We start from the raw sequence: 26407 nt of genomic DNA on the forward strand, positions 1-26407 counted from the left end.
CCCACAGCCCCGACCCTCGTGAGCGCCGGCATCAGGCGCCGTTGAGCTCCGCCTCGGCGGCCTCCAGCGCCTCCTCGGCGTCGATCCAGGCCTGCTCCAGCTCCTCGAGTCGCGACTTGAGCTCGCCCTGGCGCCCCAGCCGCTCGGTGAGTTCGTCCTTTCTCGTCGGATCGGTATAGAGCGCGGCCTCACCGAGGCCCTCCTCGACGCCGACGAGCTCGGCCTGGACCTTCTCCATGGCCTTCTCGGCCCGATCACGATCGCGCTTGAGCGGACGCAGTTTCTCGCGCATCTCCGCGGCGGCGCGACGCGACGCCTTGCGATCCTCCCGGGGGGCACCCCCCTCGACCTGACGCTCGGCCTTGTCGGCCCGGGCCTCCCGGCGCTCCCCTTCCAGGCGGCTCTTGAGCCAGGCGCGGTAGTCCTCCAGGTCACCGTCGAAGGGCGCAACTCCGTGGTCGGCCACGCGCCAGAACTCGTCGACGGTGGCGCGCAGCAGGTGGCGATCGTGGGAGACGATGATCACCGTGCCCTCGAAGCTCGCCAACGCCTCGGTGAGCGCCTCGCGCATCTCCAGGTCCAGGTGGTTGGTGGGCTCGTCGAGCAGAAGCAGGTTGGGCTTCTGCCAGGCCACCAGGGAGAGCGCCAGGCGCGCCTTCTCGCCGCCGGAGAAGCGCCCCACCTCGGCGAAGACGTCATCGCCTTGGAACCCGAAGCCACCCAGGAACTTGCGGATGTCCAGATCCGCCGCGGTGGGCGACAGGCGCTGCACGTGCTGGAACGGCGTGGAGGCAAGATCCAGCCCCTCCAGCTGGTGCTGGGCGAAGTAGCCAATCGCCAGGTGCTCGCCAGGCACCCGGCGCCCGGCCAGCAGCGGCAGGTCGCCGGTCAGCGACTTGATCAGCGTCGACTTGCCGGCCCCGTTGGGGCCCAGCAGGCCGATGCGCTGGCCCGGCAGCAGGGTCACCTTGACGTCGTCGAGCTGCACCGTCTCGCGGCCGTCGGCGTGACGGTAGCCCAGGCGCGCCTCGTCGAGCACCAGCAGCGGGTGGGAGGAGCGATCGGCCGAGGGAATGGTGAAGTGGAAGGGCGAGTCGGCGTGGGCCACGGCGATATCGCCCATGCGCTCGAGCATCTTCAAGCGGCTCTGGGCGGCGCGCGCCTTGCTCGCCTTGGCGCGAAAGCGCGTCACGAAGCGCTCGATCTCCTCGCGGCGAGCCTGCTGCTTGGCGGCCTCGGCCTGCTGCAGGGCCAGCTTCTCGGCGCGGGTCCGCTCGAAGGTGGAGTAGTTGCCGCGATAGATCACCAGCGACTGGCGATCGAAGTGCACGATGTGGTCGCACACCGCGTCGAGGAAGTCGCGATCGTGGGAGATCAGCAGCAGGGTACCGGGATAGCGGGTGAGCCACTGCTCGAGCCACAGGAGCGCATCCAGGTCCAGGTGGTTGGTGGGCTCGTCGAGCAGCAGCAGGTCGGAGGGCTTGAACAGCGTGCGCGCCAGGTTGACGCGCATGCGCCAGCCGCCGGAGAAGGCCGACAGCGGCCGATCCAGATCGGCCTGGTAGAAGCCCAGTCCCACCAGCAGCTGGGCGGCGCGGGCCGGGGCGCTGTAGCCGTCCAGCGCCTCGATGGCGCCGTGCAGTTCGGCCTCGCGGTGGGCGTCTTCGCGCTGACGCGCCTGCTCGAGGGCCGTCTCGGTGCGGCGCAGCTCGCGGTCGCCATCGAGCACGTAGTCGACGATGGAGCGGTCAAGGGCCTCCACCTCCTGGTCCATGTGGGCGATGCGCTGGCCGCCGCTCATCTCCAGCTCGCCCTTGTCCGGGGCGAGCTCGCCGAGCAGCAGCTTGAACAGGCTGGACTTGCCCGCGCCGTTGGGCCCGACGATCCCCGCCTTGTGGCCGGCGTGCAGGGTCAGGTCGGCCCCCTCCAGCAGGGGCTGGGTGCCGCGTTGCAGGGAAACTTGGCGCAGTGCGATCATGCAGGCTCCACTCGGCAGTCGGTGAGGCCGCCGCCCAGAGGCGACAGCGTGTCATGACCCACGATTCTACCCAATTGCCCGACGCTCTGCGGGCCCGTCTGCGCCGCGACCCGCTCTGGGAGTTCGCGCTGGCCCTCTACGGGCGCGACGGTGTCGAGGCCGCCTGCCTGTCGCTGCAGGACGAGGCCGGCGTCGATGTCTGCGAGATGCTCTGGCACTGCTGGCTTTACCACCACGGCCTGACTTGCGACGCCCCGCCCGATGACACGCGTCGTTGGCAACGCGACGTCACGGCGCCGCTGCGCCGCCTGCGCCGGGCCCTCAAGGCCGAGGCCCAGGACGACGCCGGCGTCGCCGAGCTGCGCCGCACGCTCCAAAAGGCCGAGCTCCAGGCCGAGCGCGAGGCCCTCTCGCACCTGCAACGCCAGGCCCTGAGCGGACGCGGCATTGCGCCGCTGCCTACGCCGCCTCCCGCTCCACTGGAGGTCCTCGCCAACCGTCTTCGGCTCCGCAAAGCCCGTGATCTTACTAAACTTAAGATGCTAATAAGCCAGCTTGACCCCTCAAAGGGGCCACGCTAGCCTGAAATCAGTTGAGTGAATGCCGAATTCACCAGACGCCTGCCGATGGGCCATCCCCGTCGCGGGTCAAACCTGTAGAGGGATCACAAGAATGAAGTCACAGAAACTGTTGACGAGCGCCGGTATTGGCGCACTGATGGTTGGCATGTCCACCGCTGCCATGGCTGATAACTGGCGCTACGCCCACGAGGAGTACGAAGGCGACGTGCAGGACGTCTTCGCGGTCGCCTTCAAGGACTACATCGAGGCGAACTCCGATCACTCGCTGCAGATCTACCGCTTCGGCGAGCTCGGCGAGTCCGACGACATCATGGAGCAGACCCAGAACGGTATCCTGCAGTTCGTCAACCAGTCTCCCGGCTTCACCGGCGCGCTGATCCCCGAGGCACAGATCTTCTTCATCCCCTATCTGATGCCCACCGACATGAATCAGGTGCTCGAGTTCTTCGACGAGAGCAAGGCCATCAACGAGATGTTCCCGGAGCTCTACGCCGAGCAGGGCCTCGAGCTGCTGCAGATGTATCCGGAAGGCGAGATGGTGGTCACCGCCGATGAGCCGATCACCTCGCCGGCGGACTTCGAGAACAAGAAGATCCGCACCATGACCAACCCGCTGCTGGCCGAGACCTACAGCGCCTTCGGCGCGACGCCCACGCCGCTGCCCTGGGGCGAAGTCTACGGCGGCCTGCAGACCGGCATCATCGACGGCCAGGAAAACCCGATCTTCTGGATCGAGTCCGGCGGCCTCTACGAGGTCTCGCCGCACCTGACCTTCACCAGCCACGGCTGGTTCACCACCGCGATGATGGCCAACCAGGACTTCTTCGAGGGCCTCTCCGACGAGGACAAGGAGCTGGTGCGCGCCGCCTCCGACGCGGCCTACGACCACACCATCGAACACATTCAGGGACTGGCCGAGAGCTCCCTGGAGAAGATCCAGGCGTCCTCTGACGAGGTCACCGTGACGCGTCTCGACGACGCGCAGATCCAGGCCTTCAAGGAGCGTGCTCCCCAGGTCGAGGAAGAGTTCGTCGACATGACCGGCGAGAGCGGCAAGGAACTGCTCGAGCAGTTCAAGGCCGACCTCGAGGCAGTGAAAGACGACGCGGAGTAACCTCTATCGACGTCGCCTCGACAGGGGGGTGGCCCGCCCGGGCCACCCCCCTGCTGTTTCTGGGCAGGGAATTTCCAGGCATGCGCGAGCGTGCACCCAGCGTTGATGTCTCGGGTCTCGGTGGCCGGTCGCGGCGCGTATGCTGGACTTCTAGGAATCCCTGATTCCCCGCATCGCATGCTGAAAGGGAGCGCGGACATGACCGAAGAAGAGTCCGAAAAGCATTACCGCTCGGGATTGCCGGGCTTTCTGGGCACCATCGACACCTTCATCAGTAAACTCGAGGCGGTCATTCTGGCGCTCGGCGTGCTGCTGATGGCCTTCAACACGATCGCCAACGTTATCGCCCGCTTCGTGTTCGGCGACAGCATCTACTTCTCCGGCGAGATCAATCGCATCCTGATCATCATGATCACCTTCGCCGGCATCGGCTATGCCGCTCGGCACGGCCGCCATATCCGCATGTCGGCCATCTACGATGCGCTTCCCGTGGGCGGGCGCAAGGCGCTGATGATCTTCATCGCGCTGGGCACCTCGCTGGTGATGTTCTTCCTGCTTTACTACTCGATCATCTACATCCTGGACCTCCACGACAAAGGCAGGATCCTGCCGGCACTGGGCTTCCCGATCTGGATCATCTACGTCTGGGCACCGCTCGGCTTTTTGATCACCGGCATCCAGTACCTGCTCACCGCGATCAAGAACCTGACGTCGCGGGACGTCTATCTGTCGACCGGCGTGCTCGACGGTTACAAGGATACGGAAACGGAAGTCTGACCTGACGGTGGGCAGAAAGCCCGGGGGAACGCAAGATGACGACAATAATGGTTACCACCATGATCGCCCTGCTGCTGCTGGGCTTTCCCATGATGATCCCGCTAATCACTGCGGCGGTCATCGGTTTCTTCATGATGTTCAATGGCCTGGGCCAGATGGACACGCTGATCCAGCAGATGATGGCGGGCATCCGCCCGGCCTCGCTGATCGCGGTGCCGATGTTCATCCTCGCCGCGGACATCATGACGCGAGGCCAGTCGGCCGAGCGTCTGATCAACATGGTGATGTCCTTCATCGGCCACGTGAAGGGCGGGCTGGCGGTCAGCACCGCCGCCTCCTGTACCCTGTTCGGCGCGGTGTCGGGCTCCACCCAGGCCACCGTGGTGGCCGTCGGCTCGCCCCTGCGCCCCAAGATGCTAAAGGCGGGCTACTCCGACTCCTTCACCCTCGCGCTGATCATCAATGCCAGCGACATCGCCTTTTTGATCCCGCCGAGCATCGGCATGATCATCTACGGAGTCATCTCGGGGACCTCCATCGCCGAGCTGTTCATCGCCGGCATCGGCCCGGGGCTGCTGATCCTGCTGATGTTCTCCATCTACTGCGTGATCTACGCCACCCTGCGCAAGGTTCCCACCGAGCCGAAGTCGAGCTGGGGCGAGCGCTTCACCGCGGTGCGCCTGGCGCTGTGGCCGCTGGGCTTCCCGGTGATCATCGTCGGCGGCATCTACGGCGGCATCTTCAGCCCAACCGAGGCGGCGGCGGCCTGCGTGCTCTATGCCATCTTCCTGGAATTCCTGATCTTCCGCTCCCTGAAGATTCCGGACATCTACGCGATCGCCAAGTCCACCGGCCTGATCACCGCCGTGGTGTTCATCCTGGTCGCGGTGGGTAACGGCTTCTCCTGGATCATCTCCTTCGCCCAGATCCCCCAGGAGCTCCTGGCGGCGGCAGGCATTCACGAGGCCGGTCCCACCGGCGTGCTGATCGCCATCTGCATCGCCTTCTTCGTGGCCTGCATGTTCGTCGATCCCATTGTGGTGATCCTGGTGCTGACGCCGATCTTTGCCCCGGCCGTCGCGGCCACCGGCCTGGATCCGGTGCTGGTCGGTATCCTGATCACCCTGCAGGTGGCGATCGGCTCGGCGACCCCGCCCTTCGGCTGCGACATTTTCACCGCGATTGCCATCTTCAAGCGGCCCTACCTGGACGTGATAAAGGGCACCCCGCCCTTTATCATGATCCTGGTGCTGGCGGCGACTCTGCTGATCCTGTTTCCGCAGATCGCCCTCTTCCTTCGCGACCTGGCCTTCCGGTAAGCCTCGCGACTCGGCCTTAGGAGAACGACGATCATGTTCAATCGCATACTGGTCCCGGTGGACGGGTCCAAGGGTGCCATGAAGGCGCTGGAGAAGGGCGCAGGCCTGCAGATGCTCACCGGTGCCGAGCTCTACATCCTCTGCGTCTTCAAGCACCACAGCCTGCTCGAGGCCTCGCTCTCCATGGTGCGTCCCGACAAGCTGGACCTCCCCGACGACGTGCTCAAGGAATACGCCACTGAGATCGCGGTGCACGCCAAGGCGCAGGCCGAGGAACTCGGGGTGCCGCCGGAGCGGATGCGCGCCTTCGTCAAGGGGGGGCGGCCGTCGCGCACCATCGTGCGCTTCGCCCGCAAGCGCGAATGTGACCTGATCGTGATCGGCTCCCAGGGCACCAACGGCGACAAGAGCCTGCTGCTGGGCAGCGTCGCCCAGCGAGTGGCCGGCTCCGCCCACTGCCCTACCCTGATCATCTAACCCCGACGCGAGGCGTCAGCGAACCGGTTTGCCGGCACCCTCCACGGGTGCGGAACCGGTTCGGCACTGTTAGAGTCCCAGCATTCCGATCTTGCGTATTCTATCCATCCAAGGCGCCACGGCGCCGGACCACAAGGTTGCTTCATGAAGACACTGCTGACCACCGCCTCCCTCGCCGCCCTGCTGACTGCCGCGCCGCTGGCCCTGGCCGCGCCGGAATCCGAGGACGAGAAGCTGAGCTACAGCCTCGGCGTGACCCTGGGTCAGAGCATCCAGCAGGACGTGGCGGATCTCGACATCGACGCCTTCACTCAGGCCATTCGCGACGTCTTCGGCGGCGAGGAGCTGGAGATGAGCGATCAGCAGATGGCCGAAGCCCTGACCGCCTTCCAGCAGCAGGCCATGGCCTCCCGCGAAGCCGAAGCCGAGCAGAAGGCCGCCGCCAACCGCGCCGAAGGCGAGGCCTACCTGGCCGAGAACGCCGAGCAGGACGGCGTGACGGTCACCGACTCCGGCCTGCAGTATCGCGAGCTGGAAAGCGGCGACGGCGCCACGCCCGTGGCCGGCGATACCGTTCAGGTCCACTACGAGGGCACGCTGATCGACGGCACCGTCTTCGACAGCTCCTACCAGCGCGGAGAGCCGGTCAGCTTCCAGGTGGGCCAGGTCATCGAGGGCTGGCAGGAGGCCCTGCAGCTGATGAGCGTGGGCGATACCTGGGAAGTGGTGATTCCCTCCGAGCTCGCCTACGGCGCTCAGGGCCAGGGCCCCATCGGTCCTCACGAGACCCTGATCTTCAAGGTCGAGCTGCTCGACGTCACCGGTGAGTGATCCGGCCGCGATGCGTCCCGTCCGCTGCCTGTCGGCCGTCGGTCTCTGTCTGACGCTGGGCATGGCCGCTCCCGCGGTCGCCCAGTCAACGCCGGAGTCGCTGCCCCGCCTCGGGCTCGCCGCACACGACGCCAGCGTGATCGGCGTCTCCTCGGGGGGCTACATGGCCACCCAGCTGGCGGTGGCCTGGCCGGAGCGTTTCAGCGGGCTCGGCGTGCTCGCCGCCGGCCCTTGGGCCTGCGCCCGCGGCTCCCTGAGCCTGGCTCTGGGCCAGTGCATGGGCACCCACAAGGGCCCGCCCGACCTGGAACTCCTGGCGGATCGTTACCGCGACTATCGCGAGCGCGATCTGGTCGGTGAGGCCGAGGCGCTCGCCGAGCTGCGGGTCTTCATCTGGCAGGGCGCCGAAGACGACACCGTGGCCCCGGCGCTCGGCCAGGCACTCGCCGAGCAGTTCCGTGGCTGGCTGGCCGCGCCCGAGGAGCAGCTGAGCCGCGTGGAGAGCGAGCAGGCCGGCCACGGCTGGCCGGTGGCGGCAGATACTCAGGCGCCCGTGCAGGAGCTCACGGACTGCCGCGAGGGAGGGGCCACGCACCTGCTGGCCTGCGACCGGGACATCGCCGGCGAGGCGCTAGGCTGGCTGCATGGCGAGCTCACCCCGCCCGAGGCGCAGGAGGCCTCCGGCCGGCTGCTCGCCTTCGATCAGGCAGACTTCGATGCCCGGGGGCTCGCTGACACCGGCTACCTCTACGTGCCGGAACGCTGCGAGGCGGGGGGCTGCACGCTCACCGTGGCGCTGCACGGCTGCGCAATGGGTGCCGAGCAGATCGGCGAGACCTTCGTGCGCCACAGCGGCCTGAACGACTGGGCCGCCGCCAACGAGCGGGTGGTGCTCTACCCCCAGGCGGAGACCAGCCTGCCCAACCCCCAGGGGTGCTGGGACTGGTGGGGCTTCGCCGAGAGCGCCTGGCAGCTCGACCCGCTGCACGACACCCGCGAGGGCACACAGACCAGCGCCCTGATGGCCATGATCGCGCGCCTGCAGGCGGCGCCCGAGACGCCCTGAGCCGGCGCCGCCGGGCGGCGCTCCCGCAGCGGTTGGATCGGAGGGCGTCAGCCCTCCGCCAGGGCCTGCTCCAGGGCCGCCTGGAGCGGGCCCGAGGTGGGAGAGTGCAGCACGCGACGCCGGATCTCTCCGTCACGGTCGACCAGAAACAGCGAAGCGCTGTGGTCGATGGTGTAGGCCATGGCGGAGTCCGGAGTCTCCACCCGGCGCCAGACCACTCCGTAGCGCTCGGCCAGCGGCGCCAGCTCCTCCGGGCTGGCGGTGGCGCCGATGAACGCCTCGCCGAAGAACGCCAGGTACTCCTCAAGCCGCGCCAGGGTATCCCGCTCCGGATCCAGCGAGATCATCAACGGCACCACCCGGCGGCGCTGCGCGGGGTCCAGCCGCTCCATCGCCTGACGCACCACGGCGAGCCCCATCGGGCAGACGTCGGGGCACCAGGTGTAGCCGAAGAAGACCACCGCCAGCTGATCCTCCTCGAGCTGGCGCAGCGAGAAGTCGCCCTCGGTCGACGCCAGCTCGATCGGACCGCCCTCGGGCTCGCCGTCGGCCGGCGACGACTGTTGGGTGAAAGCCACGCCGACCGCCACCAGCATCGCCAGTACCGCGGAAAGCCCCAGCCAGATGCCACGTCGCCTCATCGTCATCGCCTCTCTACCTCGAAGTCGAACCAGCTTCCCAGACGCCCCCGGGGCGTGTCCACGACCACCTTCGCCCGCCAGGGCATGACCGCTTCGGTGCAGATCGAGACCTGCCCCGCGCCGCGGAATACCCCGCCGCCCTCGGCCTCGAGGGGGAAGCGATGCAGCCCCATGTCCATCTCGCGGCCGACGAAGTCGACCCGCACGGCCTCGGCCGGCGTGCCGGAGACGCGCACCTCCAGCGGCAGGCGCTCGAGGGGCCGGATTGCCCCCTGGGAGACCACCGCCAGGCTCAGCTCGGCGCCGCCGCCCAGGCGCGCGGTACACGGCGCCGCGGAGGGATCGCAGGCGGCCCGCGCCGGAGGCATCCAGCGCACCTCGGCCTCGTCGCGCAGGCTATAGCTGGTCAGGTACCAGAGGGCCACGGCGAGGGTCAGCAGGGTGACTGTGATCAGCAGGTGCAGCAGCGGCAGGCGCGCCGCGCCGCTCGACGACGGGATACGCGGGGGCATGGCGAAGCGCGAGGCCTCCATCGGTGGCAGGATGCGGGTAAGCTTACCAGTATTTACCGGCGGCGAAGTGCGCGAGGATGTCGCAGGGAACGTTCACGAGGGGGTGTCATGGAAGGCGTAGGCAGTGCACTGGGACCGCTGTTCCTGCTGATCCTGCTGGGCGCGGGGCTCGGCCGCTGGCGCCAGCCGGGCGGGGATTTCTGGCCGCAGATGGAGCGGCTGATCTACTTCCTCCTGTTTCCCGCCATGCTGGTGTCGACCCTGGCCGGCGCGGATGTCGGCCAGGTGCCGGTGGCGCGGCTCGCCCTGGCGCTGCTCGGCGCCCTGGGGCTGTTCGGTCTGCTGCTGTGGGGGCTGCGCCAGCGGCTCGGCCTCGAGCCCGCCGCCTTCACCTCGACCCTCCAGGGCGCGCTGCGCTTCAACACCTACGTCGGCGTGGCCGGCGCGGCGGCCCTGCACGGCAAGGCCGGGACCACGGTGGCGGCGGTCGCCGTGGCGCTGCTGGTGCCGATGGTCAACGTGCTCTGCGTGGTCAGCTTCATCGCCGCGGGCACCCTCGGCACGGCGAGCCTGGGGCGCAGCCTGGGAGCGCTGGCGCGCAACCCGCTGATCCTCGCCTGCCTGGCCGGCATCGGCCTGAACGCAAGCGGCGTCGGCCTGCCCGGCTGGAGCGCGCCCACCGTGGAGCTGCTCGGTCGCGCCGCCCTGCCGCTGGGTCTGGTGGCCGTGGGCGTGGCGCTGCGACCCGCCGCGCTGCTGCGGCTCGACCGCGGCGTCTGGGCCGCCAACCTGATCAAGCTGGTGCTGATGCCGGCGACGGTGCTAGCCCTGGCCCTGCTGCTCGGCCTGGACCCGGTGAGCCGGGACGTGGCGCTGCTCTTCGCCGCCCTGCCCACCGCCACCTCGGCCTACATCCTGGCCCGTCAGCTGGGCGGCGACGCCGAGCTGATGGCGGCGCTGATCACTGGCCAGACGCTGCTGGCCATGGCGACCCTGCCGCTGTGGCTGAAACTGGTCGGCTGAAGCCGGTCGGCCGAGATGGATCGGGCAAGCCGGGGCTTTCGATCTCTTAACGAAAACATTTCTTGTTTGCATTGACGACGCAAACGAGAATGATTACTCTGCAAGGGTGGCGTTGATGAGGCGCCACGACCGGACAGGGCCCCTGCCAGTGCCCTGTCAGGATTTCTCCCTCTCATTGTTTGTCACGGTTCTTGTCGCCGCCCCCACGGGCGGCGTTTTTTTGTGCGCCTCTTACGCGTCGGCCCTTTGCCACCTGCTTCCTTGCCAGCCGCCCTGTTACCACCGGCCCCATGCAAGACGCCCCCGGGATCGAAGGATCGCCGGGGGCGTCTGCTGGCCGTGTGATCACTCAGTCGTCGCGTCGGAAGATCAGGTCCCAGACGCCGTGGCCGAGCCTCTCGCCGCGCGCCTCGAACTTGGTCAGCGGGCGAAATTCGGGGCGCGGCACGTAGGGGGCCGTCTCGGGATCGGCGGTATTGGCAAAGCCCGGCGCCTCCTGCATCACCTCGGCCATCCACTCGGCGTAGGCCTGCCAGTCGGTGGCCATGTGCAGGGTACCGCCGAGCGTGAGGCGGCTGCGCACCAACTCGACGAAGGCGTACTGCACGATGCGCCGCTTATGGTGCTTCTTCTTGGGCCAGGGATCGGGGAAGAACAGCTGCAGGGTGTCGAGGCTCGCCTCGGGCAGGCACTGTTCGAGGACGGCCAGGGCGTCCTCACGATAGACTCGCAGGTTGGTCAGGCCGCGCTTGTCGGCCTCGTCAAGCAGCTTGCCGACGCCCGGCGCGTGCACCTCGATGCCGATGAAGTCGGTATCCGGATGGCGCTCGGCCTGCTCGACCAGCGAGGCGCCCATGCCGAAGCCGATCTCCAGCACCCGCGGCGCCCGGCGGCCGAACAGCGCATCGAGGTCCTGGCGGCCCTCGGCCAGGGTCAGCCCCAGGCGCGGCCAGACCTCCTCGAGCCCGCGGGTCTGAGCCTGGGTCATGCGCCCGGCGCGCAGCACGTAGCTCTTGATGCCGCGGCGATGCAGCGGGGCCTCGGGCCCTTCGGGGCCGGTCGTCTTGTCGTCGTGTCGCGGGTCGCTCATGGGCTGGGGAGAACTCGTTGGCAACGGTGATTCGGGGCCAACATTGTAGCGGCTAACGCGCCGCCGGGGTACGGTGGGCGGCCAAACGCCACCCTAAACAGTACGCGGAGACGCACTCATGCAGGACAGAGCCATGCAGGACAGAGGCTGGTGGTTCGGGGCGGCCCTCTCCGGGGCCCTGGTGGTCATGGCCGGCGCCTTCGGCGCCCACGCCCTGGAGGGAGCGCTTGCGCCGCGCCTGGCGGCCGCCTTCGAGACCGGCGTGCGCTACCAGGCCTGGCATACCCTGGCGCTGCTCGCCGTGCTGGCCTGGCGCGCCACGACGCCGCTGGTCGGCCAGCGCCTGGCGCTCGGCCTGTGGGCGGGGGGCATGCTGCTCTTCTCGGGCTCGCTCTACGCCCTGGCGCTGACCGGCATGGGTCGATGGGGCATGATCACCCCGTTCGGAGGAGTGCTGCTGATCGCCGGCTGGCTGGCCCTGGCGGCGGCGGTAGTGCGTGCCCGCCCCGGCTGATCAGTCGCCGTCCGGCAGCGCATAGGTGGCCGTGACCAGTGCCACCGGCTGCTCGTCACCCGCCGAGAAGAGCTGCACCTCACCCACCGCCAGGCGACGCCCCAGCTTGAGTAGCCGAGCGTTGGCGATGACGTCGCGATCGCCCCGGGGGCGGCGCAGGAAGCGGCAGTGCAGGTCGCTGGTCACGGCCATCGGCTCGGGGCCGATCTGGGCGAGGATCGCCACATAGAGGCAGACGTCGGCCAGCCCCATCAGGGTAGGGCCGGAGACGCTGGCGCCGGGGCGCAGGTGCTCGTCCTCGATGGCGAGGCTCATGGTGGCGCGCATCTCGCCGACCCCCTCGATGGTGCCGGTGCGCTGGGGAAAGACCTCGTCGAGGAAGTCCTCGATGGCGGCGGCGGTCATCACGGTCATGGCGCATCTCCCGTCGATAGGGGGGTGAGGGTGGGCCTTCACGATAGCGAAACCGGCCCCGCCCCGACAGTCGCCGAACGTCGCGCGCCAAGCCTGGCCGGCAAACACGAAAACGCCCCCGCGGCGGCAGCCGTGGGGGCGTTGCGGGTTCAGGAGGCGGGCGGGCCCGCGGCCTGGAACGGCCTTACTTGGCCTTGTGCACCGCGCGCCAGTGGTGCAGGAGCGGCTCGGTGTAGCCGGACGGCTGCTCGCAGCCCTTGAAGACCAGGTCGCTGGCGGCCTGGAAGGCGGTGGAGGCGGCAAAGTCGTCGCTCATCGCCGTGTACTCCGGATCGCCGGCGTTCTGCTGATCGACCACCTTGGCCATGCGTTCCAGGGTCTCCTGGACGCGGGCGGACTCGACCACCCCGTGACGCAGCCAGTTGGCGATGTGCTGGCTGGAGATCCGCAGGGTGGCGCGATCCTCCATCAGGCCCACGTCGTGGATGTCCGGCACCTTGGAGCAGCCCACGCCGTGCTCGACCCAGCGCACCACGTAGCCGAGGATGCCCTGGCAGTTATTGTCCAGCTCCTGCTGGATCTCCTCGTCGCTCCACTCGGGCGTCTCGGCGACCGGAATGGTGAGCAGCTCGTCCAGCAGCTTTTCATGAAGGGCGGGCTCGCCCTGACCTTCCATCTCGCGCTGCAGGGCCGCCACGTCCACCTGGTGGTAGTGCAGGGCGTGCAGGGTCGCGGCGGTGGGAGACGGCACCCAGGCGGTGTTGGCGCCGGCCTTGGGGTGGCCAATTTTCTGCTCGAGCATGTCCGCCATCAGGTCCGGCATGGCCCACATGCCCTTGCCGATCTGGGCGCGACCGCGCAGGCCGCAGGCCAGACCGACCTGAACGTTGTTCTGCTCGTAGGCCTGGATCCAGGCGGCGCCCTTCATGTCGCCCTTGCGGATCATCGGGCCGGCTTCCATGGCGGTGTGCATCTCGTCACCGGTGCGGTCGAGGAAGCCGGTGTTGATGAACACCACCCGCGACGGCGCCTCATTGATGCACGCCTTGAGGTTGGCCGAGGTGCGACGCTCCTCGTCCATGATGCCCATCTTCAGGGTATCGCGGGCCATGCCGAGGATGTCCTCGATGCGGCCGAACAGGGTATTGGCGAAGGCGACTTCCTTCGGCCCGTGCATCTTCGGCTTGACGATGTACATGGAGCCGGTGCGCGAGTTGCGCGGCTCGCACTCGCCCTTCTTCAGGTCGTGCAGGGCGATCAGCGAGGTGACGATGCCGTCGAGGATGCCCTCGGGCAGCTCGTTGCCCTCGGCGTCGAGCACAGCCGGGGTGGTCATCAGGTGGCCGACGTTGCGCACGAACATCAGCGAGCGACCCGGCAGGGTCACGCTGCCGCCGTCGGTGCCCTGCCAGGTGCGATCGCCCTTGAGGCGGCGGGTGATGGTCTTGCCGCCCTTCTGGACCTGCTCCTCCAGGTCGCCCTTCATCAGCCCCAGCCAGCTTGCGTAGACGCCGACCTTGTCCTCGGCGTCTACCGCGGCCACGGAGTCCTCGCAATCCATGATGGTGCTCAGCGCGGCCTCGACGATCACGTCCTTGACGCCGGCCGGATCGGTCTTGCCGATGGCGTCACTGGGATCGATCTGGATCTCCAGGTGCAGGCCGTGATTGACCAGCAGCAGCGCGGAGGGCGAGGCGGCTTCGCCGTCGAAGCCCAGCAGCTGCTCGGGCGCTTTCAGGACGGTCTCGCCACCGCCCTCGAGGGAGACGACGAGCTTACCGTCGCGCAGGGCATAGCCCACTGCGTCGCTATGGGAACCGCTGGCCAACGGCGCGGCGCGGTCGAGCACGCCCCGGGCGTAGGCGATGACCTTCTCGGCGCGTTTCGGGTTGAAGCTCGCGCCCTTCTCGGCGCCGTCGTCCTCGGGGATGGCATCGGTGCCGTAGAGGGCGTCATAGAGGCTGCCCCAGCGCGCGTTGGCGGCGTTGAGGGCATAGCGGCCGTTGTTGACCGGCACCACCAGCTGCGGACCGGCCTGGGTGGTGATCTCGTCATCGACGTTGGCGGTGGTCACTCCGACCTTGGCCGGTGCCTCGACGAGATAGCCGATCTCCTCGAGGAAGGCGCGGTAGGCGGCCATGTCGCGCACCGGGCCGGGGTTCTCACGGTGCCAGGTGTCGAGCTTATCCTGCAGGCGGTCGCGCTCGGCGAGCAGCTCACGGTTCTGTGGGGCCAGGTCATGGAAGAGCGCGTCGACCCCGCTCCAGAAGGCCTCGGGGTCGACGCCGCTACCCGGCAGGGCCTGTTCGTTGATGAAGCGGTCCAGCTCGGCGGCCACCTGGAGGCGGTGGCGAGCAATGCGTTGGGTCATGGGTCGTACTCCTCGTGCTTGGCTGCTCGGTGCCCCCTGGCACCGACCGGCCGGACAGGGAAAGATGACTGCGTAGCATCGATTTTGTGGAAATTGCTTCCACATGTAAAGCCGTTGCCGGCATGACGGGGCGTAAGCTAGACCAAATGATGAGGTCGCAAACCCCACCCCGCAGGCCCGCTAACAGGCTTCGCTGGTCGCGCCCTCGGCTTGGCGCTAGCATGAACGAGCATTGCGGAGAAACCGATGAGCGACTTCACCCCCCTGCAGGCCCTGGGGCCCCTCGCCCCCGCCGACCTCTCCGGTCAGGCGCTCGAGCACTACCTGGGCCACTACGGCCTGGCGCCCCTGCTCGCCGAGCGGGTAGGGCTCTACGTGGGCTATCTGCAGGCCGGCGATTTTCGCCTCTGGACCCAGGTCTGGAGCCCCGAGACGCCCCTCGGTACCGCCTTCGTCGTGCACGGCTACTTCGATCACCTCGGTCTCTACCGCCACCTGCTGGAATGTCTGCTCGCGCGGGGCTGGCGGGTGGTGCTCTGGGACCTGCCGGGTCACGGCCTCTCCAGCGGCCGGCGCGCCTCCATCGACGACTTTGAAGACTATGGCCGCTGCCTGCACCATCTGCAGCAGCATCTGCACGGCGAGGGACTGGCGCCGCGTCCCTGGCTCGGCGTCGGGCAAAGCACCGGGGCGGCGATTCTCGCCACCGATGCCCTGACCCGCGGCGACGACGGCCACTGGTCGGGACTCGCGCTGCTGGCCCCGCTGGTGCGTCCCTGGGGGTGGAACCAGTCTAGCTGGCTGCACCGCCTGGTGGGCCCCTTCGTGGAGTCGATCCCGCGCAAGTTTCGCGCGAATTCCACCGATGCCGAGTTCGCCGACTTCCTTCGCGAGGGCGATCCCCTGCAAGCCGATCGCCTGGCGATGGACTGGGTCGGCGCCATGCGCCGCTGGATGCCGCGGCTGCTGGCGCTGCCGCCGAGCCCGGTGCCGACGCTGATCCTGCAGGGCGAGCAGGACCTGACCGTGGACTGGGAATGGAACCTCGAGGTGCTTAACCGCAAGTTCCCCAACGCCGAGATCCATCGCCACCCCGAGGCCCGTCATCACCTGGTCAACGAGGCCGAGCCGATTCGCCGCGAGCTCTTCACGGTGCTCGACCGCTTCGTCGCGACGCTGGCCGCGACCGACGAACCGAGCAGAGGGAAGCGCTCGCCATGATCAGCCGCCTGCCATTGCTGCCGTTCCTGGCCTGCCTGCTGCTGCTCGTCGGCTGCGCCGGCGCCCCGGAGCGGCCGACCAGCGTGCGCCAGGCGCTGTTCGGCCTGAGCGAGCGCGCCGCGGAGAAGGTCACTGAAACCCCGCCCCTGCCGCGCCCGGCGGTCGACGAGGTCCTGCTGCTGACCATGCCGGAGGTCGATACCCGGCTGGGGCTCGCCGACACGCGCCTGCTCGAGAGCCTGACCCGGGCCCTGCTGGCGGTCGACGACGGCCCCCAGGTCCTGGAGTGGCGGGCGGCCATGGCCCAGGGGGGCCACGACAACCAGTGGCGCCTGGAGAGCCGCCTGAGCGCCGACGGCCCACGCCTGACGCTCTCGGACCGCGAGCTGCTGCCCTACCGCCTGAGCCTGACGCTTCGCCGCCTGGGACGCGACGCGCCCGCCTGGCGCACCGAGATCAGCGGCGCGCTGGATGCCACGGCCCTCTGACCGCGAGCGCCTTCATGCGTTGACCGATCACCCCTTGAGCAGCCGATCGAGCTGTCGATAGCCGATGGCCTCGATCAGCTGGTCACGCCCGGGTCGCGCCTCCCCGGCCAGATCGGCCAGGGTCAGGGCCACCCGCAACACCCGGTGATAGGCCCGCGCCGATAGCCTGAGCCGCTCCAGCACGCCGGCGAGCCAGGCCCGATCCGCGGCCTCGAGGCCGCAGGCCTCCTCCAGGGCGCGTCCGGACAGCCGGGCATTGAGTCCGCCACGGGTGGCCTGCTTCGCCCGCACCGCCAGCACCCGCTCGCGAACCACCGCCGAGGGCTCGCCCGGCTCGCGAGAGGTCAGTTGCTCCGGCGCCAGCGCCGGCACCTCCACCTGGAGGTCGATGCGATCGAGCAGCGGGCCGGAGAGCCGCGACTGGTAGCGCTGGATCTGCGCCGCCGTGCAGTGGCAGGGCCGACGCGGGTCACCCAGGTGCCCGCAGGGACAGGGATTCATCGCCGCGACCAGCTGGAAGCCGGCGGGGAAGCGTCGCTCGTGGTTGGCGCGGGCGATATGGATCTGCCCCGACTCCATGGGCTCGCGCATCACCTCCAGCACGTGACGGGAGAACTCCGGCAGCTCATCCAGGAACAGCACGCCCCGATGGGCCAGGGAGATCTCGCCGGGGCGCGGCTTCGAGCCACCGCCCACCAGGGCCACGGCGCTCGCCGTATGGTGCGGGGAACGGAAGGGCCGAACGCCCCACTGGGCGACGTGGGACAGCCCGCTGACCGAGCGGATCGCCGCCACCTCCAGCGCCTCCTGCTCGGTGAGCGGCGGCAGGATGCCCGGCAGGCGGCTGGCCAGCATGGTCTTGCCGGTGCCGGGCGGACCGGCGAACAGCAGGTTGTGGCCGCCGGCCGCCGCCACTTCCAGGGCGCGGCGCGCCTGGTGCTGGCCGCGCACATCAACGAGATCCGGGCCCGGCTCCGACGCCGGGGCGGGGCCAGGCGCACGGTGGGGAAGCAGCGGCGTCTGGCCGAGCAGGTGGGCCACCACCTCGAGCAGGTGGTCGGCGGGCAGCACCTCCAGGTCGCCGGCCAGGGCCGCCTCATCGGCGTTGGCCCGGGGTACGATCAGCCGGCGGCGCGCCTGGCGGGTGGCCATGGCCATCGGCAGCACCCCGCTGAGCGGTCGCAGCCGGCCGTCCAGGGCCAGCTCGCCGGCGCACTCGACTCCGTCGAGTGCCTCGGGGGGCACCTGGCCCGAGGCCACCAGCAGCCCCAGGGCGATGGGCAGATCGAAGCGGCCGCCCTCCTTGGGCAGGTCGGCGGGGGCGAGGTTGAGGGTAATGCGCCGCAGGGGGAAGTCGAAACCGGCATTGACCAGGGCGCTGCGGACGCGCTCGCGGCTCTCCTTCACCGCGGCCTCCGGCAACCCCACCAGGGTGATGCCGGGCAGTCCATTGGCCAGATGCACCTCGACCAGCACCTCGGGCGCCTCGAGTCCGAGGCCGGCCCGGGTGTGGATAATTGCCAGCGTCATGCGCGATCCCTCGCTGCCTGTCTGCCCTCAGGCTAGACCAGGCCGGCGAGGGGCGCCCGGCGAGGGGTGCCCGGCGCCGGGCGAGGATCAGCGGTTGGACTCGCCGGCGCCGGCGTCTTCCTCCGGGTTTGAATCTGGGGCGCTCGACTCGGTGCGCGAATCGGAACCTGCCTCAGGGCCGGGTTCGGGCTTCGACTCGCTCGTGGCGGCAGCACTCGGCTCCTCCGGCAGCGCCTCGGTCGAGGCGCTCGCCGTTTCCCGCGAGGCGTCGGCGTCCAGCGCCTCTTCCAGCGCCGCCACCTGCTGTTCCAGCGACTCGACGCGCGACCGGGTACGCTGCATCACATCCATCAGGATGTCGAAGTCCTCCCGCGACACCAGCTCCAGGCGATCGAAGGCGCCCTTGACCACCTGCTGGATCCCCTTCTGCACCTCTTCCGGGGCCTGGGACGCCCCCTGCAGCCGGTCGCCGATCTGCTGGGCCAGGCGGCTGATGCGATCGTGGCTCACCATGGTGTCTCTCCTGAATCGTGGGTGGATGCCTGTCCAAAGGATACGCAAGCCACCGGCAGGGCGCATCATTCGCCGCTGCCTACTTCTGGTGCACATGCGCCACGGCGAGGCACCAGAAGAGTGCGCGCCCTCCGCCCGCCTCGCGCGCCCCGTCGAATGGCGAGCCGACATGGCCCCTCCAGCCAACTGATTTCACGAAACTATCGTGGGAAGTGGCACGGTTTGCGCAAAGTCATGACAACCACTTCTCGGGGGGCACCACGCCGCCCACCTTCAGCAGGGGAGATCCGTCATGAAGCTGATCACCGCCATCATCAAGCCCTTCAAGCTCGACGACGTCCGCGAGGCGCTCGCCGATAACGGCGTGCAGGGCATCACCGTCACCGAGGTCAAGGGCTTCGGCCGCCAGAAGGGCCACACCGAGCTCTATCGCGGTGCGGAGTACGTCGTCGACTTCCTGCCCAAGGTCAAGGTCGAGGTCGCCGTTGACGACGGGCGCCTCGAGACCGTGCTGGACGCCATCTGCAGCGCGGCCAACAGCGGCAAGATCGGCGACGGCAAGGTCTTCGTCACGCCGCTGGAGGACGTGATCCGCATCCGCACCGGCGAGCGCGGTGCCGATGCCGTCTAACTGCCCCTCCCTTTCCTTCCCGACGTGGAGAGACACCCATGAGTGAACTTCCCGAACTGAGCTACGCGCTCGATACCTTCTACTTCCTGATCTGCGGCGTGCTGGTGATGTGGATGGCCGCCGGCTTCTCGATGCTCGAGGCGGGCCTGGTGCGCTCCAAGAACACCGCCGAGATCCTCACCAAGAACATCGCCCTGTTCGCGATCGCCTGCACCATGTACCTGCTGGTCGGCTACTACCTGATGTACTCCAGCGATGCCGGCGGCTTCCTGCCGAGCCTGGGCGCGCTGATCGGCAGCGAGAACGGGGTCGAGGCGGTGCTCGCCGGTGGCGATGACGCCCCCTACTACTCCATGCGCTCGGACTTCTTCTTCCAGGTGGTGTTCGTGGCAACCGCCATGTCCATCGTCTCCGGTGCCGTGGCCGAGCGCATGAAGCTGTGGGCCTTCCTGGCCTTCGCCGTGGTCATGACCGGCTTCATCTACCCGGTGTCCGGCTACTGGACCTGGGGCGGCGGCTGGCTGTCCGAGGTCGGCTATTCCGACTACGCCGGCTCGGGCATCGTGCACCTCGCCGGTGCGGCGGCGGCGCTCGCCGGGGTCATCGTGCTCGGCCCCCGCAAGGGCAAGTACGGCAAGAACGGCAGCATCTACGCCATCCCCGGCGCCAACCTGCCGCTGGCCACCCTGGGTACCTTCATCCTGTGGATGGGCTGGTTCGGCTTCAACGGCGGCTCCGAGCTGAAGATGTCCGACGTCTCCTCCGCCAACAACGTGGCCCAGGTGTTCGTGAACACCAACGCGGCCGCCGCCGGTGGCGTGATCGCCGCGCTGATCCTGGCCAAGCTGTGGTTCCGCAAGGCCGACCTGACCATGTCGCTGAACGGCGCCCTGGCGGGCCTGGTGGCCATTACCGCCGACCCGCTCTCGCCCAGCGCCCTGGGCGCCGCCCTGATCGGCGCCGTGGGTGGCCTGCTGGTGGTCCTCGCCATCGTGACCCTGGACAAGCTGAAGCTGGATGACCCGGTGGGTGCCATCTCCGTGCACGGCGTGGTGGGTATCTGGGGCGTGCTGGCCGTACCGCTGACCAACAGCGGAGCCAGCTTCGGTCCGCAGATCATCGGCATCCTCGGCATCTTCGTCTGGGTGTTCGTGGCCAGCCTGATCGTGTGGCTGATCCTCAAGGCCGTGATGGGCATCCGCGTCACCGAGGAGGAAGAGTACGAAGGGGTCGACCTGACCGAATGCGGCCTGGAAGCCTACCCCGAGTTCGGCGCCGCCAAGTCGTGAGACTCACCCCAGTGTGAGCCCACGCGCACATCCTGGCCCCCTTCGGGGGGCTTTTTCATTCCTCTCGCCCCGGGTGTATGCTCTGGCACAATGAGTACGGTAAGGGTGGCGGCGTTCGCCACCGACCCACGGACACGACGAGGATCAAGACCATGAAACTGGTGACCGCCATCATCAAGCCGTTCAAGCTCGACGACGTACGGGAGTCGCTCTCCGAGATCGGCGTCCAGGGCATCACCGTTACCGAGGTCAAGGGCTTCGGCCGCCAGAAGGGGCACACTGAGCTCTACCGCGGCGCCGAATACGTCGTCGACTTCCTGCCCAAGGTGAAGCTCGAAGTGGCCGTGGATGACGACATGGCCGAGAAGGTGATCGATGCCATCACCCAGGTAGCCAACACCGGCAAGATCGGCGACGGCAAGATCTTCGTCACCGCCCTGGAACAGGTGCTGCGCATCCGCACCGGCGAGACCGGCAAGGACGCGGTCTGAAAGCTCGAAGCTCGAAGGCAACATGAATGAAACCGCCCCCATGGCCTGTGCCTGGGGGCGGTTTGTCTTCCAGCTTCAAGCTTATGGCTTACAGCTCCGGGCGAAGCCCGGTTATTTCTCGACGAAGGCGCGCTCGATCACGTAGTCGCCGGGCTCGCCCATGCGCGGCGAGATGGTGAAGCCGAGCTCGTCGAGCAGGGCGCTGGTATCGTCGAGCATCGCCGGGCTGCCGCAGATCATGGCGCGATCCTGCTTCGGGTCGATGGCCGGCAGCCCCATGTCGTCGGTGAGCTTGCCGCTGCGGATATGGTCGGTCAGCCGCCCCATGGTGTGGAACTCTTCGCGGGTCACCGTGGGGTAGTAGACCAGCTTCTCGCTGATCTCCTCGCCGAGGTACTCGTGGGCCGGCAGGTCCTTCTGGATGAAGTCGGCGTAGGCCAGCTCGTTGACGTTACGCACGCCGTGCACCAGCACCACCTTCTCGAAGCGCTCGTAGACCTCCGGGTCCTGGATCAGGCTCATGAAGGGCGCGAGGCCCGTGCCGGTGGAGAGCAGGTAGAGGTTGCGCCCCGGCAGCAGGTCGTCGGTGACCAGGGTGCCGGTGGGCTTGCGGCTGACCATGATCTGATCGCCCACCTCGAGGTGCTGCAGCCGCGAGGTCAGCGGGCCGTCCTGCACCTTGATACTGAAGAACTCCAGGTGGTCCTCGTAGTTGGGGCTGGCGATGGAGTAGGCCCGCATCAGCGGCTTGCCGTTCACCTCGAGGCCGATCATCACGAACTGGCCATTCTTGAAGCGCAGGCTGCGCTCCCGGGTGGTGCGGAAACTGAACAGGGTGTCGTTCCAGTGGTGCACACTGAGAACGTCCTCAAGCGCAAACTTGCTCATGCCGACTCCTTTATATTCCAAAAAAGAATAAATTAGCCCAGTAGATCGATGCAGCAATTCTAAGAGCCGGGAGTTTATCTGTTAAATGGATTGTATGGATAACGCTTATCTATACTCTGGATATCAACTCTAGAGATCACATCCGCCAAGGAGCGTCATGCGCTACACCCTGCGCCAGCTGGAGGTCTTCGTCGCCGTCGCCCAGCACGAGAGCGTCTCCCGGGCGGCCCGCGCCCTGGCGCTCTCGCAGTCGGCGACCAGCACCGCCCTGGCCGAGCTGGAACGCCAGTTCGACTGCCGGCTGCTCGATCGCCTCGGCAAGCGCCTCAAGCTCAACGCGCTGGGCTTCCAGCTGCTGCCCAAGGCGGTGGCCCTGCTCGATCGCGCCGAGGAGGTCGAGGAGCTGCTGCGTGGCCAGCAGGGCATCGGCATCCTCGACGTGGGCGCCACCCTGACCATCGGCAACTACCTGGCGACGCTGCTGATCAGCGACTTCATGCAGCGCCACCCGGGCAGCCGGGTGCGCCTCTCGGTGCGCAACACCCGCACCATCATCGAGAGCGTGCGCCAGCACGAGCTCGACCTGGGGCTGATCGAGGGGCAGTGCGAGGAGGAGGATGTGATCACCCAGCCCTGGGTGGAGGACGAGCTGGCGGTGTTCTGCTCGCCGCGCCATCCGCTGGCCGGCGGCGGCCCGGTGGAGCTCGACCGGCTGCTGCGCGAGGCCTGGATCATGCGCGAACAGGGCTCCGGCACCCGGCTGACCCTGGAGCAGGCCGCCCGACACCGCCGCGGGCGTTTCAACATCCTGCTCGAGCTGGAGCACACCGAGGGCATCAAGCGGGCGGTGGAGTCGGGGCTCGGCATCGGCTGCGTCTCCAAGCTGGCGCTGCGCGACGCCTTCCGTCGCGGCAGCCTGGTGCCCATCACCACCCCGGAGCTCGACCTGAGCCGCCAGTTCACCTTCATCTGGCACCGCCACAAGTACCTGGCCACCGGCATGCGCGAGTTCCTGAAGCTGTGCCGCCAGATGACCGAGGGCATTCGCCGCAGTGATCAGATCGACCTGCCCCAGGTGCCCTGACGCCGATGCCCTGACAGCAAACGGCCCGGCTCAATGGCCGGGCCGCATGACGCGAAAGGGGCCTAGCGGAGGTCGCGAACTGCCTCCTGGATATCGGCGGGGCTGGCCTTGGTCAGATCCTTGACCAGCGAGTGAATCACCAGCTTGGCAGTGGGGCCGTCGAGCTTGTCGCGCAGCTGGCCGAGAAAGCGCGGCGGGGCGACCAGGATCAGCTTCTCCATGCTGTTGTCGACGCGAGCGCGATAGAGGCGCTCGGCGACCTCGCGGGCAAACATCTCCTCGTGATGCTGGGTCGCCACGCTCTCGCCGCCGGCACTGCGAGCCGTGGTCGAGGTCGACTCGTGGACATCACCCCCGCGATCCGTGACCAGATCGCCCTCGTGCAGGCGCCCCTCGGCGTGCACCAGGCTATCCAGCTCACTGACCGTGAGTCCGTCGCGGGTAAACAGGCGCGCCCGCGCCGCATCCGCCACCACGATATAGGTCGTCATAGTCGCTCCTCGAAGCCGGTGAGTGGACGAAGGCACGTCCTTCGGGACACCCGCCTTCGCCTCTGATTCAACCTTGGCAAGCGCCCCGGAGTTGGTCAACCGACATTACGGTGACACGTCGAGACTGCAGGAGGCCGGGAACTGGGGTAGCATCGCGCCTCGCCCGACACGGAGGTCGGCACGCCTCATCGCCGCGATGTGCATTCCCCCGGGAGGATCCCCCATGCGACAGTTCCTGTTTCCCCGCCGGCCGCTGGCCCGCGCCACCGTGCTCACCTGCCACCTGCTGCTGCAGCTCGGCCTGCTGGCCGGGGCCGCCCTGTGGCTGGCGCCCCGCACGCCATGGCTTACGCCGTCCCTCGAGCTGGCCAGCGCCTGGCCGCCCCTGGCGCTGGGCGGCGGGCTCTGGCTGCTCGCCGCCGTGGCCCTGCGCCTGGTGGCCGAACTCGCCCTGCTGCCCCACCACCTCAGCGCGCAGCGTCCCGGCTTCGCGCCGAGCGCCGTGGTCACCCGCTCCTTTGAGCGGCGCCCGGCGGTGCATGACGACGCCCAGTCCTGGACCAGCGGGGCGCGGCGTGCCGCCGACGAGGAGGAGAGCGTCCTGGGCAGCCCGCGGGTGGTGCGCGGCGCCGAGCGCCGGGCGCCGGCCCGCGTCGCCGACGAGCCCACCCTGGACCTGAACCACCCGGGCGAGGCGGAACCGACGGCGGCCAACGAGCCGCGGCTCTAGGTTCGAGTCCGAGCTCGAGTTCGGATACGGCGCCGCACGCTCACCCCTGGGCCACGCGGCGCCCTTGCAGCAAGCGTATTCCCTTGAGCCCGGTCACCGCGCAGGCCGCCCCCAGGGTATTGGCGAGGATGTCGTGCCAATCGCCGCCGAAGCGACCCGGCACAGGAATCTGGGCGAACTCGATGGCCACCCCGAGCAGGGTACTGGCGAGGAAGGCCCGCGGCAGGTGCACCCCGGCGAGCCCGATCAGGCCCGCGAGGCCGGCGTAGGCGATGAAGTGGCTGGCCTTGTCCCAGGGCAGCGACTCGGGCAGCTCGCTTCCTGACGTCAGGCTGCCCCAGGCGATCACCAGAGCCGCCAGCACGGCGAGCGCCGCCCACAGGCGGCGCCACGTCGTCTCGCCTTTTGGAACTCCCGGCGTCATCGCCGCCTCAGTCCTGGGCGATCTGGCGATGATAGGACGGGCTCAGGTCGTGCAGCGCATCCATGAAGGCCGTGACGTTGTCCGGATTGGTGAACTGGTTGATGCCGTGACCCAGGTTGAAGATGTGCCCGGGGCCGTGGCCGTAGCTGTCCAGGGTGCGCGCCACCTCGGCACGAATCGCCGAGGGACGGGCGAACAGCACGTTGGGGTCGAGGTTGCCCTGCAAGGCGACGCGATGGCCGACCCGCGCCCGAGCGGAGGAGAGCTCGGTGGTCCAGTCCAGGCCCACGGCATCGGAGCCCGCCGCCGCGATGTCCTCGAGCCACTGCCCGCCATTCTTGGTGAACAGGATCACCGGCACCCGGCGGCCTTCGTGCTCACGGATCAGGCCGGCCACGATCTGCTCCATGTAGCGCAGCGAGAACTCCAGGTAGGCCGGCGTCGTCAGCGCCCCGCCCCAGGTATCGAAGATCTGCACCACCTGGGCGCCGGCACGGATCTGGGCGTTGAGGTAGTCGGTGACCGCATGGGCCAGCATGTCGAGCAGCCGATGCATGGCATCCGGGGAGTCGTAGAGCATCGTCTTGACGTGACGGAAGTCCTTGCTGGAGGCGCCCTCCACCATGTAGGTGGCCAGCGTCCAGGGGCTGCCGGAGAAGCCTATCAGCGGCACTCGGCCGTTGAGCTCACAGCGGATGGTCGAGACGGCCCGCATCACGTAGTCCAGGTCGCGCTCGGCATCGGGCACCGACAGGGCATCCACTTCGGCGGCGGTGCGCACCGGCTTGCGGAATTTCGGCCCCTCGCCGGTCTCGAAGTAGAGACCCAGCCCCATGGCATCGGGGATGGTGAGGATGTCCGAGAAGAGGATTGCCGCATCCAGCGGATAGCGCTCCAGCGGCTGCAGGGTAACCTCGCAGGCCAGTTCCTGATTGCGGCAGAGATCCATGAAGCTGCCGGCATGAGCCCGCACCTCACGATACTCCGGCAGGTAGCGGCCGGCCTGACGCATCATCCAGACCGGGGTGCGGTCAACGGGCTGACGCGCCAGGGCGCGCAGAAAGCGATCGTTCTTGAGTTCCATGCGGGCGCTCGTCCACGGGAAATGTGGGCGCCATTGTACCCCATCGTAGGCGCCGGGGATGAGCCCCGTGATGCACACGGTGAGCCCGCCCGGCCTTCCTGATAGAATGATCGCTCACTCGTCGGCAACGCCGTGGTCTTCCTCCGAGGTACATCGTGACGATTCGATTCATCGCCGCCTCGCGGCTGCCCACCCCCTGGGCCACCTTCACCATGCACGGCTTCGAGGACGAAGCCACCGGCAAGGATCATATCGCCCTGACCCTGGGCGACGTGGCCGACGGCGAACCGGTGCTGGGCCGGGTCCACTCGGAGTGCCTGACCGGCGATGCGCTCTTCTCCATGCGCTGCGACTGCGGCTTTCAGCTGCAGGAAGCCCTCAAGCGCATCGCCGAGGAGGGCCGTGGGGTGCTGTTCTACCTGCGTCAGGAGGGGCGCGGCATCGGTCTGCTCAACAAGATCCGCGCCTACCGGCTGCAGGATGCGGGCGCCGACACCGTTGAGGCCAACGAGCAGCTGGGCTTCGCCGCCGATCTGCGCCGCTACGATCTGTGCGTGCCGATGCTCGACCACCTGGAGATCACGGCGCTGCGGCTGATGACCAACAATCCCCGCAAGGTCGACGCCCTGACCCAGGCCGGGGTGGCGGTGAGGGAACGCGTGCCGCTGACCACCGGTCTAAACCCCCACAACGAACAGTACCTGACCACCAAGGCGGGCAAGCTGGGGCACATGATGGCGCTGGGCGACTTCACCCAGGCCCGCGACGTGGACATCGAACGCAAGCCCTGAGCCCTCGAGGCGCGCCGACCGGCATCGGGCCAACCGACATCGGG

At 68.3% G+C, this 26407-nt stretch carries 29 protein-coding genes; 17 read left to right on the top strand and 12 right to left on the bottom strand.

The window, feature by feature from the left end; genetic code table 11:
- Positions 1-31: 31 nt before the first annotated feature.
- Positions 32-1978, bottom strand: coding sequence for an ATP-binding cassette domain-containing protein (locus tag BM388_RS04580; protein WP_089847678.1), 1947 nt, complete (start codon positions 1976-1978; stop codon positions 32-34).
- A 53-nt stretch (positions 1979-2031) separates the two neighbouring features.
- Between BM388_RS04580 and BM388_RS04585 the strand changes: the two genes are divergently transcribed.
- From BM388_RS04585 to BM388_RS04615, 7 genes are all read left to right on the top strand, one after another.
- Positions 2032-2559 carry a TIGR02444 family protein gene (locus BM388_RS04585; protein WP_089847680.1) on the top strand — a complete coding sequence of 176 codons (528 nt, stop codon included), beginning with the start codon at positions 2032-2034 and terminating at the stop codon, positions 2557-2559.
- Positions 2560-2650: 91 nt separating this feature from the next.
- Positions 2651-3673, top strand: coding sequence for a TRAP transporter substrate-binding protein (locus BM388_RS04590; RefSeq protein ID WP_089847682.1), 1023 nt, complete (start codon positions 2651-2653; stop codon positions 3671-3673).
- Positions 3674-3871: 198 nt separating this feature from the next.
- The gene (locus tag BM388_RS04595) at positions 3872-4450 is read left to right on the top strand and encodes a TRAP transporter small permease (protein ID WP_089847684.1); all 579 of its coding nucleotides are present in this window, start codon (positions 3872-3874) and stop codon (positions 4448-4450) included.
- Positions 4451-4485: 35 nt separating this feature from the next.
- The gene (locus BM388_RS04600) at positions 4486-5769 is read left to right on the top strand and encodes a TRAP transporter large permease (protein WP_089847685.1); all 1284 of its coding nucleotides are present in this window, start codon (positions 4486-4488) and stop codon (positions 5767-5769) included.
- Between the two features lie 33 nt (positions 5770-5802).
- Positions 5803-6246, top strand: a complete 444-nt coding sequence (locus BM388_RS04605) for a universal stress protein (RefSeq protein ID WP_089847687.1) — start codon at positions 5803-5805, stop codon at positions 6244-6246.
- A 144-nt stretch (positions 6247-6390) separates the two neighbouring features.
- Positions 6391-7077, top strand: coding sequence for a BamJ family beta-barrel-assembly machinery protein (gene bamJ, locus BM388_RS04610; protein ID WP_089847689.1), 687 nt, complete (start codon positions 6391-6393; stop codon positions 7075-7077).
- Positions 7070-8143 (top strand): PHB depolymerase family esterase, encoded by a 1074-nt coding sequence (locus tag BM388_RS04615; protein WP_245781457.1) that lies wholly within the window; start codon positions 7070-7072, stop codon positions 8141-8143. The genes bamJ and BM388_RS04615 overlap by 8 nt, the downstream gene beginning before the upstream one ends.
- A gap of 47 nt (positions 8144-8190) precedes the next feature.
- Here the strand turns inward: BM388_RS04615 and BM388_RS04620 are convergent, their stop codons facing one another.
- Together BM388_RS04620 and BM388_RS04625 are read right to left on the bottom strand one after the other, a co-directional pair.
- Positions 8191-8784, bottom strand: a complete 594-nt coding sequence (locus BM388_RS04620) for an SCO family protein (RefSeq protein WP_089847695.1) — start codon at positions 8782-8784, stop codon at positions 8191-8193.
- Between the two features lie 2 nt (positions 8785-8786).
- Positions 8787-9296, bottom strand: a complete 510-nt coding sequence (locus tag BM388_RS04625; RefSeq protein WP_089847771.1) for a hypothetical protein — start codon at positions 9294-9296, stop codon at positions 8787-8789.
- A 108-nt stretch (positions 9297-9404) separates the two neighbouring features.
- On the opposite strand from BM388_RS04625, the gene BM388_RS04630 reads away from it, so the two are divergent.
- Entirely contained in the window at positions 9405-10319 is a 915-nt protein-coding gene (locus tag BM388_RS04630) for an AEC family transporter (RefSeq protein ID WP_089847697.1), read from the top strand.
- Positions 10320-10668: 349 nt separating this feature from the next.
- On the opposite strand, the gene trmB is transcribed toward BM388_RS04630, so the two are convergent.
- A complete protein-coding gene (gene trmB, locus BM388_RS04635) occupies positions 10669-11409 on the bottom strand; it encodes a tRNA (guanosine(46)-N7)-methyltransferase TrmB (protein WP_089847699.1) in 741 nt (246 codons plus the stop codon).
- A 133-nt stretch (positions 11410-11542) separates the two neighbouring features.
- Here trmB and BM388_RS04640 point away from each other — a divergent pair, with 133 nt between their 5' ends.
- Positions 11543-11923 (top strand): DUF423 domain-containing protein, encoded by a 381-nt coding sequence (locus BM388_RS04640; protein WP_089847701.1) that lies wholly within the window; start codon positions 11543-11545, stop codon positions 11921-11923.
- On the opposite strand, the gene BM388_RS04645 is transcribed toward BM388_RS04640, so the two are convergent.
- Complete coding sequence (locus tag BM388_RS04645) at positions 11924-12337, bottom strand: PaaI family thioesterase (RefSeq protein ID WP_089847703.1); 414 nt, start codon at positions 12335-12337, stop codon at positions 11924-11926.
- A gap of 184 nt (positions 12338-12521) precedes the next feature.
- Complete coding sequence (locus BM388_RS04650; protein ID WP_089847705.1) at positions 12522-14708, bottom strand: malate synthase G; 2187 nt, start codon at positions 14706-14708, stop codon at positions 12522-12524.
- Between the two features lie 246 nt (positions 14709-14954).
- Between BM388_RS04650 and BM388_RS04655 the strand changes: the two genes are divergently transcribed.
- Together BM388_RS04655 and BM388_RS04660 are read left to right on the top strand one after the other, a co-directional pair.
- Positions 14955-15929 carry an alpha/beta hydrolase gene (locus tag BM388_RS04655; protein WP_089847707.1) on the top strand — a complete coding sequence of 325 codons (975 nt, stop codon included), beginning with the start codon at positions 14955-14957 and terminating at the stop codon, positions 15927-15929.
- Positions 15926-16417, top strand: coding sequence for a hypothetical protein (locus tag BM388_RS04660; RefSeq protein WP_089847709.1), 492 nt, complete (start codon positions 15926-15928; stop codon positions 16415-16417). Before BM388_RS04655 ends, BM388_RS04660 begins: the two co-directional genes overlap by 4 nt.
- 27 nt (positions 16418-16444) lie before the next feature.
- On the opposite strand, the gene BM388_RS04665 is transcribed toward BM388_RS04660, so the two are convergent.
- A complete protein-coding gene (locus BM388_RS04665; RefSeq protein WP_089847711.1) occupies positions 16445-17947 on the bottom strand; it encodes a YifB family Mg chelatase-like AAA ATPase in 1503 nt (500 codons plus the stop codon).
- An 87-nt stretch (positions 17948-18034) separates the two neighbouring features.
- On the bottom strand, positions 18035-18460 hold the full coding sequence (locus tag BM388_RS18070; RefSeq protein WP_089847713.1) for an accessory factor UbiK family protein: 426 nt from the start codon (positions 18458-18460) through the stop codon (positions 18035-18037).
- A gap of 292 nt (positions 18461-18752) precedes the next feature.
- On the opposite strand from BM388_RS18070, the gene BM388_RS04675 reads away from it, so the two are divergent.
- From BM388_RS04675 to glnK, 3 genes are all read left to right on the top strand, one after another.
- Positions 18753-19091: a P-II family nitrogen regulator gene (locus BM388_RS04675; protein WP_089847715.1), complete on the top strand. Its 339-nt coding sequence runs from the start codon at positions 18753-18755 to the stop codon at positions 19089-19091.
- Between the two features lie 38 nt (positions 19092-19129).
- Positions 19130-20380: an ammonium transporter gene (locus BM388_RS04680; RefSeq protein ID WP_089847716.1), complete on the top strand. Its 1251-nt coding sequence runs from the start codon at positions 19130-19132 to the stop codon at positions 20378-20380.
- Between the two features lie 152 nt (positions 20381-20532).
- Positions 20533-20871, top strand: a complete 339-nt coding sequence (gene glnK, locus BM388_RS04685) for a P-II family nitrogen regulator (protein ID WP_089847718.1) — start codon at positions 20533-20535, stop codon at positions 20869-20871.
- A 111-nt stretch (positions 20872-20982) separates the two neighbouring features.
- Here the strand turns inward: glnK and BM388_RS04690 are convergent, their stop codons facing one another.
- On the bottom strand, positions 20983-21759 hold the full coding sequence (locus BM388_RS04690) for a ferredoxin--NADP reductase (RefSeq protein ID WP_089847720.1): 777 nt from the start codon (positions 21757-21759) through the stop codon (positions 20983-20985).
- A gap of 157 nt (positions 21760-21916) precedes the next feature.
- On the opposite strand from BM388_RS04690, the gene BM388_RS04695 reads away from it, so the two are divergent.
- Positions 21917-22843, top strand: a complete 927-nt coding sequence (locus BM388_RS04695) for a LysR family transcriptional regulator (RefSeq protein ID WP_089847722.1) — start codon at positions 21917-21919, stop codon at positions 22841-22843.
- Between the two features lie 62 nt (positions 22844-22905).
- On the opposite strand, the gene BM388_RS04700 is transcribed toward BM388_RS04695, so the two are convergent.
- Positions 22906-23334 carry a host attachment protein gene (locus BM388_RS04700; protein ID WP_089847723.1) on the bottom strand — a complete coding sequence of 143 codons (429 nt, stop codon included), beginning with the start codon at positions 23332-23334 and terminating at the stop codon, positions 22906-22908.
- Between the two features lie 223 nt (positions 23335-23557).
- Between BM388_RS04700 and BM388_RS04705 the strand changes: the two genes are divergently transcribed.
- The gene (locus tag BM388_RS04705) at positions 23558-24064 is read left to right on the top strand and encodes a hypothetical protein (RefSeq protein ID WP_089847726.1); all 507 of its coding nucleotides are present in this window, start codon (positions 23558-23560) and stop codon (positions 24062-24064) included.
- A 40-nt stretch (positions 24065-24104) separates the two neighbouring features.
- Here the strand turns inward: BM388_RS04705 and BM388_RS04710 are convergent, their stop codons facing one another.
- Positions 24105-24488, bottom strand: coding sequence for a VanZ family protein (locus BM388_RS04710; RefSeq protein ID WP_089847728.1), 384 nt, complete (start codon positions 24486-24488; stop codon positions 24105-24107).
- A 7-nt stretch (positions 24489-24495) separates the two neighbouring features.
- Complete coding sequence (gene hemE, locus BM388_RS04715) at positions 24496-25572, bottom strand: uroporphyrinogen decarboxylase (RefSeq protein WP_089847730.1); 1077 nt, start codon at positions 25570-25572, stop codon at positions 24496-24498.
- 155 nt (positions 25573-25727) lie between these two features.
- Here hemE and ribA point away from each other — a divergent pair, with 155 nt between their 5' ends.
- A complete protein-coding gene (gene ribA, locus BM388_RS04720) occupies positions 25728-26363 on the top strand; it encodes a GTP cyclohydrolase II (protein ID WP_089847732.1) in 636 nt (211 codons plus the stop codon).
- Positions 26364-26407: the final 44 nt, after the last annotated feature.

The sequence above is a fragment of the Halomonas saccharevitans genome, from assembly GCF_900116405.1.
GTDB lineage: Bacteria > Pseudomonadota > Gammaproteobacteria > Pseudomonadales > Halomonadaceae > Halomonas > Halomonas saccharevitans.

What these genes read in the sequence shown, in the direction of transcription:
- BM388_RS04655 (WP_089847707.1), top strand. Translation starts at nt 14,955, where the DNA reads ATGAGCGACTTCACCCCCCTGCAGGCCCTGGGGCCCCTCGCCCCCGCC.
- BM388_RS04590 (WP_089847682.1), top strand. Translation starts at nt 2,651, where the DNA reads ATGAAGTCACAGAAACTGTTGACGAGCGCCGGTATTGGCGCACTGATG.
- bamJ (WP_089847689.1), top strand. Translation starts at nt 6,391, where the DNA reads ATGAAGACACTGCTGACCACCGCCTCCCTCGCCGCCCTGCTGACTGCC.
- BM388_RS04620 (WP_089847695.1), bottom strand. Translation starts at nt 8,784, where the DNA reads ATGAGGCGACGTGGCATCTGGCTGGGGCTTTCCGCGGTACTGGCGATG.
- BM388_RS04660 (WP_089847709.1), top strand. Translation starts at nt 15,926, where the DNA reads ATGATCAGCCGCCTGCCATTGCTGCCGTTCCTGGCCTGCCTGCTGCTG.
- BM388_RS04710 (WP_089847728.1), bottom strand. Translation starts at nt 24,488, where the DNA reads ATGACGCCGGGAGTTCCAAAAGGCGAGACGACGTGGCGCCGCCTGTGG.
- BM388_RS18070 (WP_089847713.1), bottom strand. Translation starts at nt 18,460, where the DNA reads ATGGTGAGCCACGATCGCATCAGCCGCCTGGCCCAGCAGATCGGCGAC.
- BM388_RS04705 (WP_089847726.1), top strand. Translation starts at nt 23,558, where the DNA reads ATGCGACAGTTCCTGTTTCCCCGCCGGCCGCTGGCCCGCGCCACCGTG.
- BM388_RS04585 (WP_089847680.1), top strand. Translation starts at nt 2,032, where the DNA reads ATGACCCACGATTCTACCCAATTGCCCGACGCTCTGCGGGCCCGTCTG.
- BM388_RS04595 (WP_089847684.1), top strand. Translation starts at nt 3,872, where the DNA reads ATGACCGAAGAAGAGTCCGAAAAGCATTACCGCTCGGGATTGCCGGGC.
- BM388_RS04640 (WP_089847701.1), top strand. Translation starts at nt 11,543, where the DNA reads ATGCAGGACAGAGGCTGGTGGTTCGGGGCGGCCCTCTCCGGGGCCCTG.
- BM388_RS04650 (WP_089847705.1), bottom strand. Translation starts at nt 14,708, where the DNA reads ATGACCCAACGCATTGCTCGCCACCGCCTCCAGGTGGCCGCCGAGCTG.
- BM388_RS04580 (WP_089847678.1), bottom strand. Translation starts at nt 1,978, where the DNA reads ATGATCGCACTGCGCCAAGTTTCCCTGCAACGCGGCACCCAGCCCCTG.
- BM388_RS04625 (WP_089847771.1), bottom strand. Translation starts at nt 9,296, where the DNA reads ATGCCCCCGCGTATCCCGTCGTCGAGCGGCGCGGCGCGCCTGCCGCTG.
- BM388_RS04700 (WP_089847723.1), bottom strand. Translation starts at nt 23,334, where the DNA reads ATGACGACCTATATCGTGGTGGCGGATGCGGCGCGGGCGCGCCTGTTT.
- BM388_RS04690 (WP_089847720.1), bottom strand. Translation starts at nt 21,759, where the DNA reads ATGAGCAAGTTTGCGCTTGAGGACGTTCTCAGTGTGCACCACTGGAAC.
- BM388_RS04675 (WP_089847715.1), top strand. Translation starts at nt 18,753, where the DNA reads ATGAAGCTGATCACCGCCATCATCAAGCCCTTCAAGCTCGACGACGTC.
- trmB (WP_089847699.1), bottom strand. Translation starts at nt 11,409, where the DNA reads ATGAGCGACCCGCGACACGACGACAAGACGACCGGCCCCGAAGGGCCC.
- hemE (WP_089847730.1), bottom strand. Translation starts at nt 25,572, where the DNA reads ATGGAACTCAAGAACGATCGCTTTCTGCGCGCCCTGGCGCGTCAGCCC.
- BM388_RS04630 (WP_089847697.1), top strand. Translation starts at nt 9,405, where the DNA reads ATGGAAGGCGTAGGCAGTGCACTGGGACCGCTGTTCCTGCTGATCCTG.
- BM388_RS04605 (WP_089847687.1), top strand. Translation starts at nt 5,803, where the DNA reads ATGTTCAATCGCATACTGGTCCCGGTGGACGGGTCCAAGGGTGCCATG.
- BM388_RS04695 (WP_089847722.1), top strand. Translation starts at nt 21,917, where the DNA reads ATGCGCTACACCCTGCGCCAGCTGGAGGTCTTCGTCGCCGTCGCCCAG.
- BM388_RS04680 (WP_089847716.1), top strand. Translation starts at nt 19,130, where the DNA reads ATGAGTGAACTTCCCGAACTGAGCTACGCGCTCGATACCTTCTACTTC.
- BM388_RS04600 (WP_089847685.1), top strand. Translation starts at nt 4,486, where the DNA reads ATGACGACAATAATGGTTACCACCATGATCGCCCTGCTGCTGCTGGGC.
- BM388_RS04665 (WP_089847711.1), bottom strand. Translation starts at nt 17,947, where the DNA reads ATGACGCTGGCAATTATCCACACCCGGGCCGGCCTCGGACTCGAGGCG.
- BM388_RS04645 (WP_089847703.1), bottom strand. Translation starts at nt 12,337, where the DNA reads ATGACCGTGATGACCGCCGCCGCCATCGAGGACTTCCTCGACGAGGTC.
- glnK (WP_089847718.1), top strand. Translation starts at nt 20,533, where the DNA reads ATGAAACTGGTGACCGCCATCATCAAGCCGTTCAAGCTCGACGACGTA.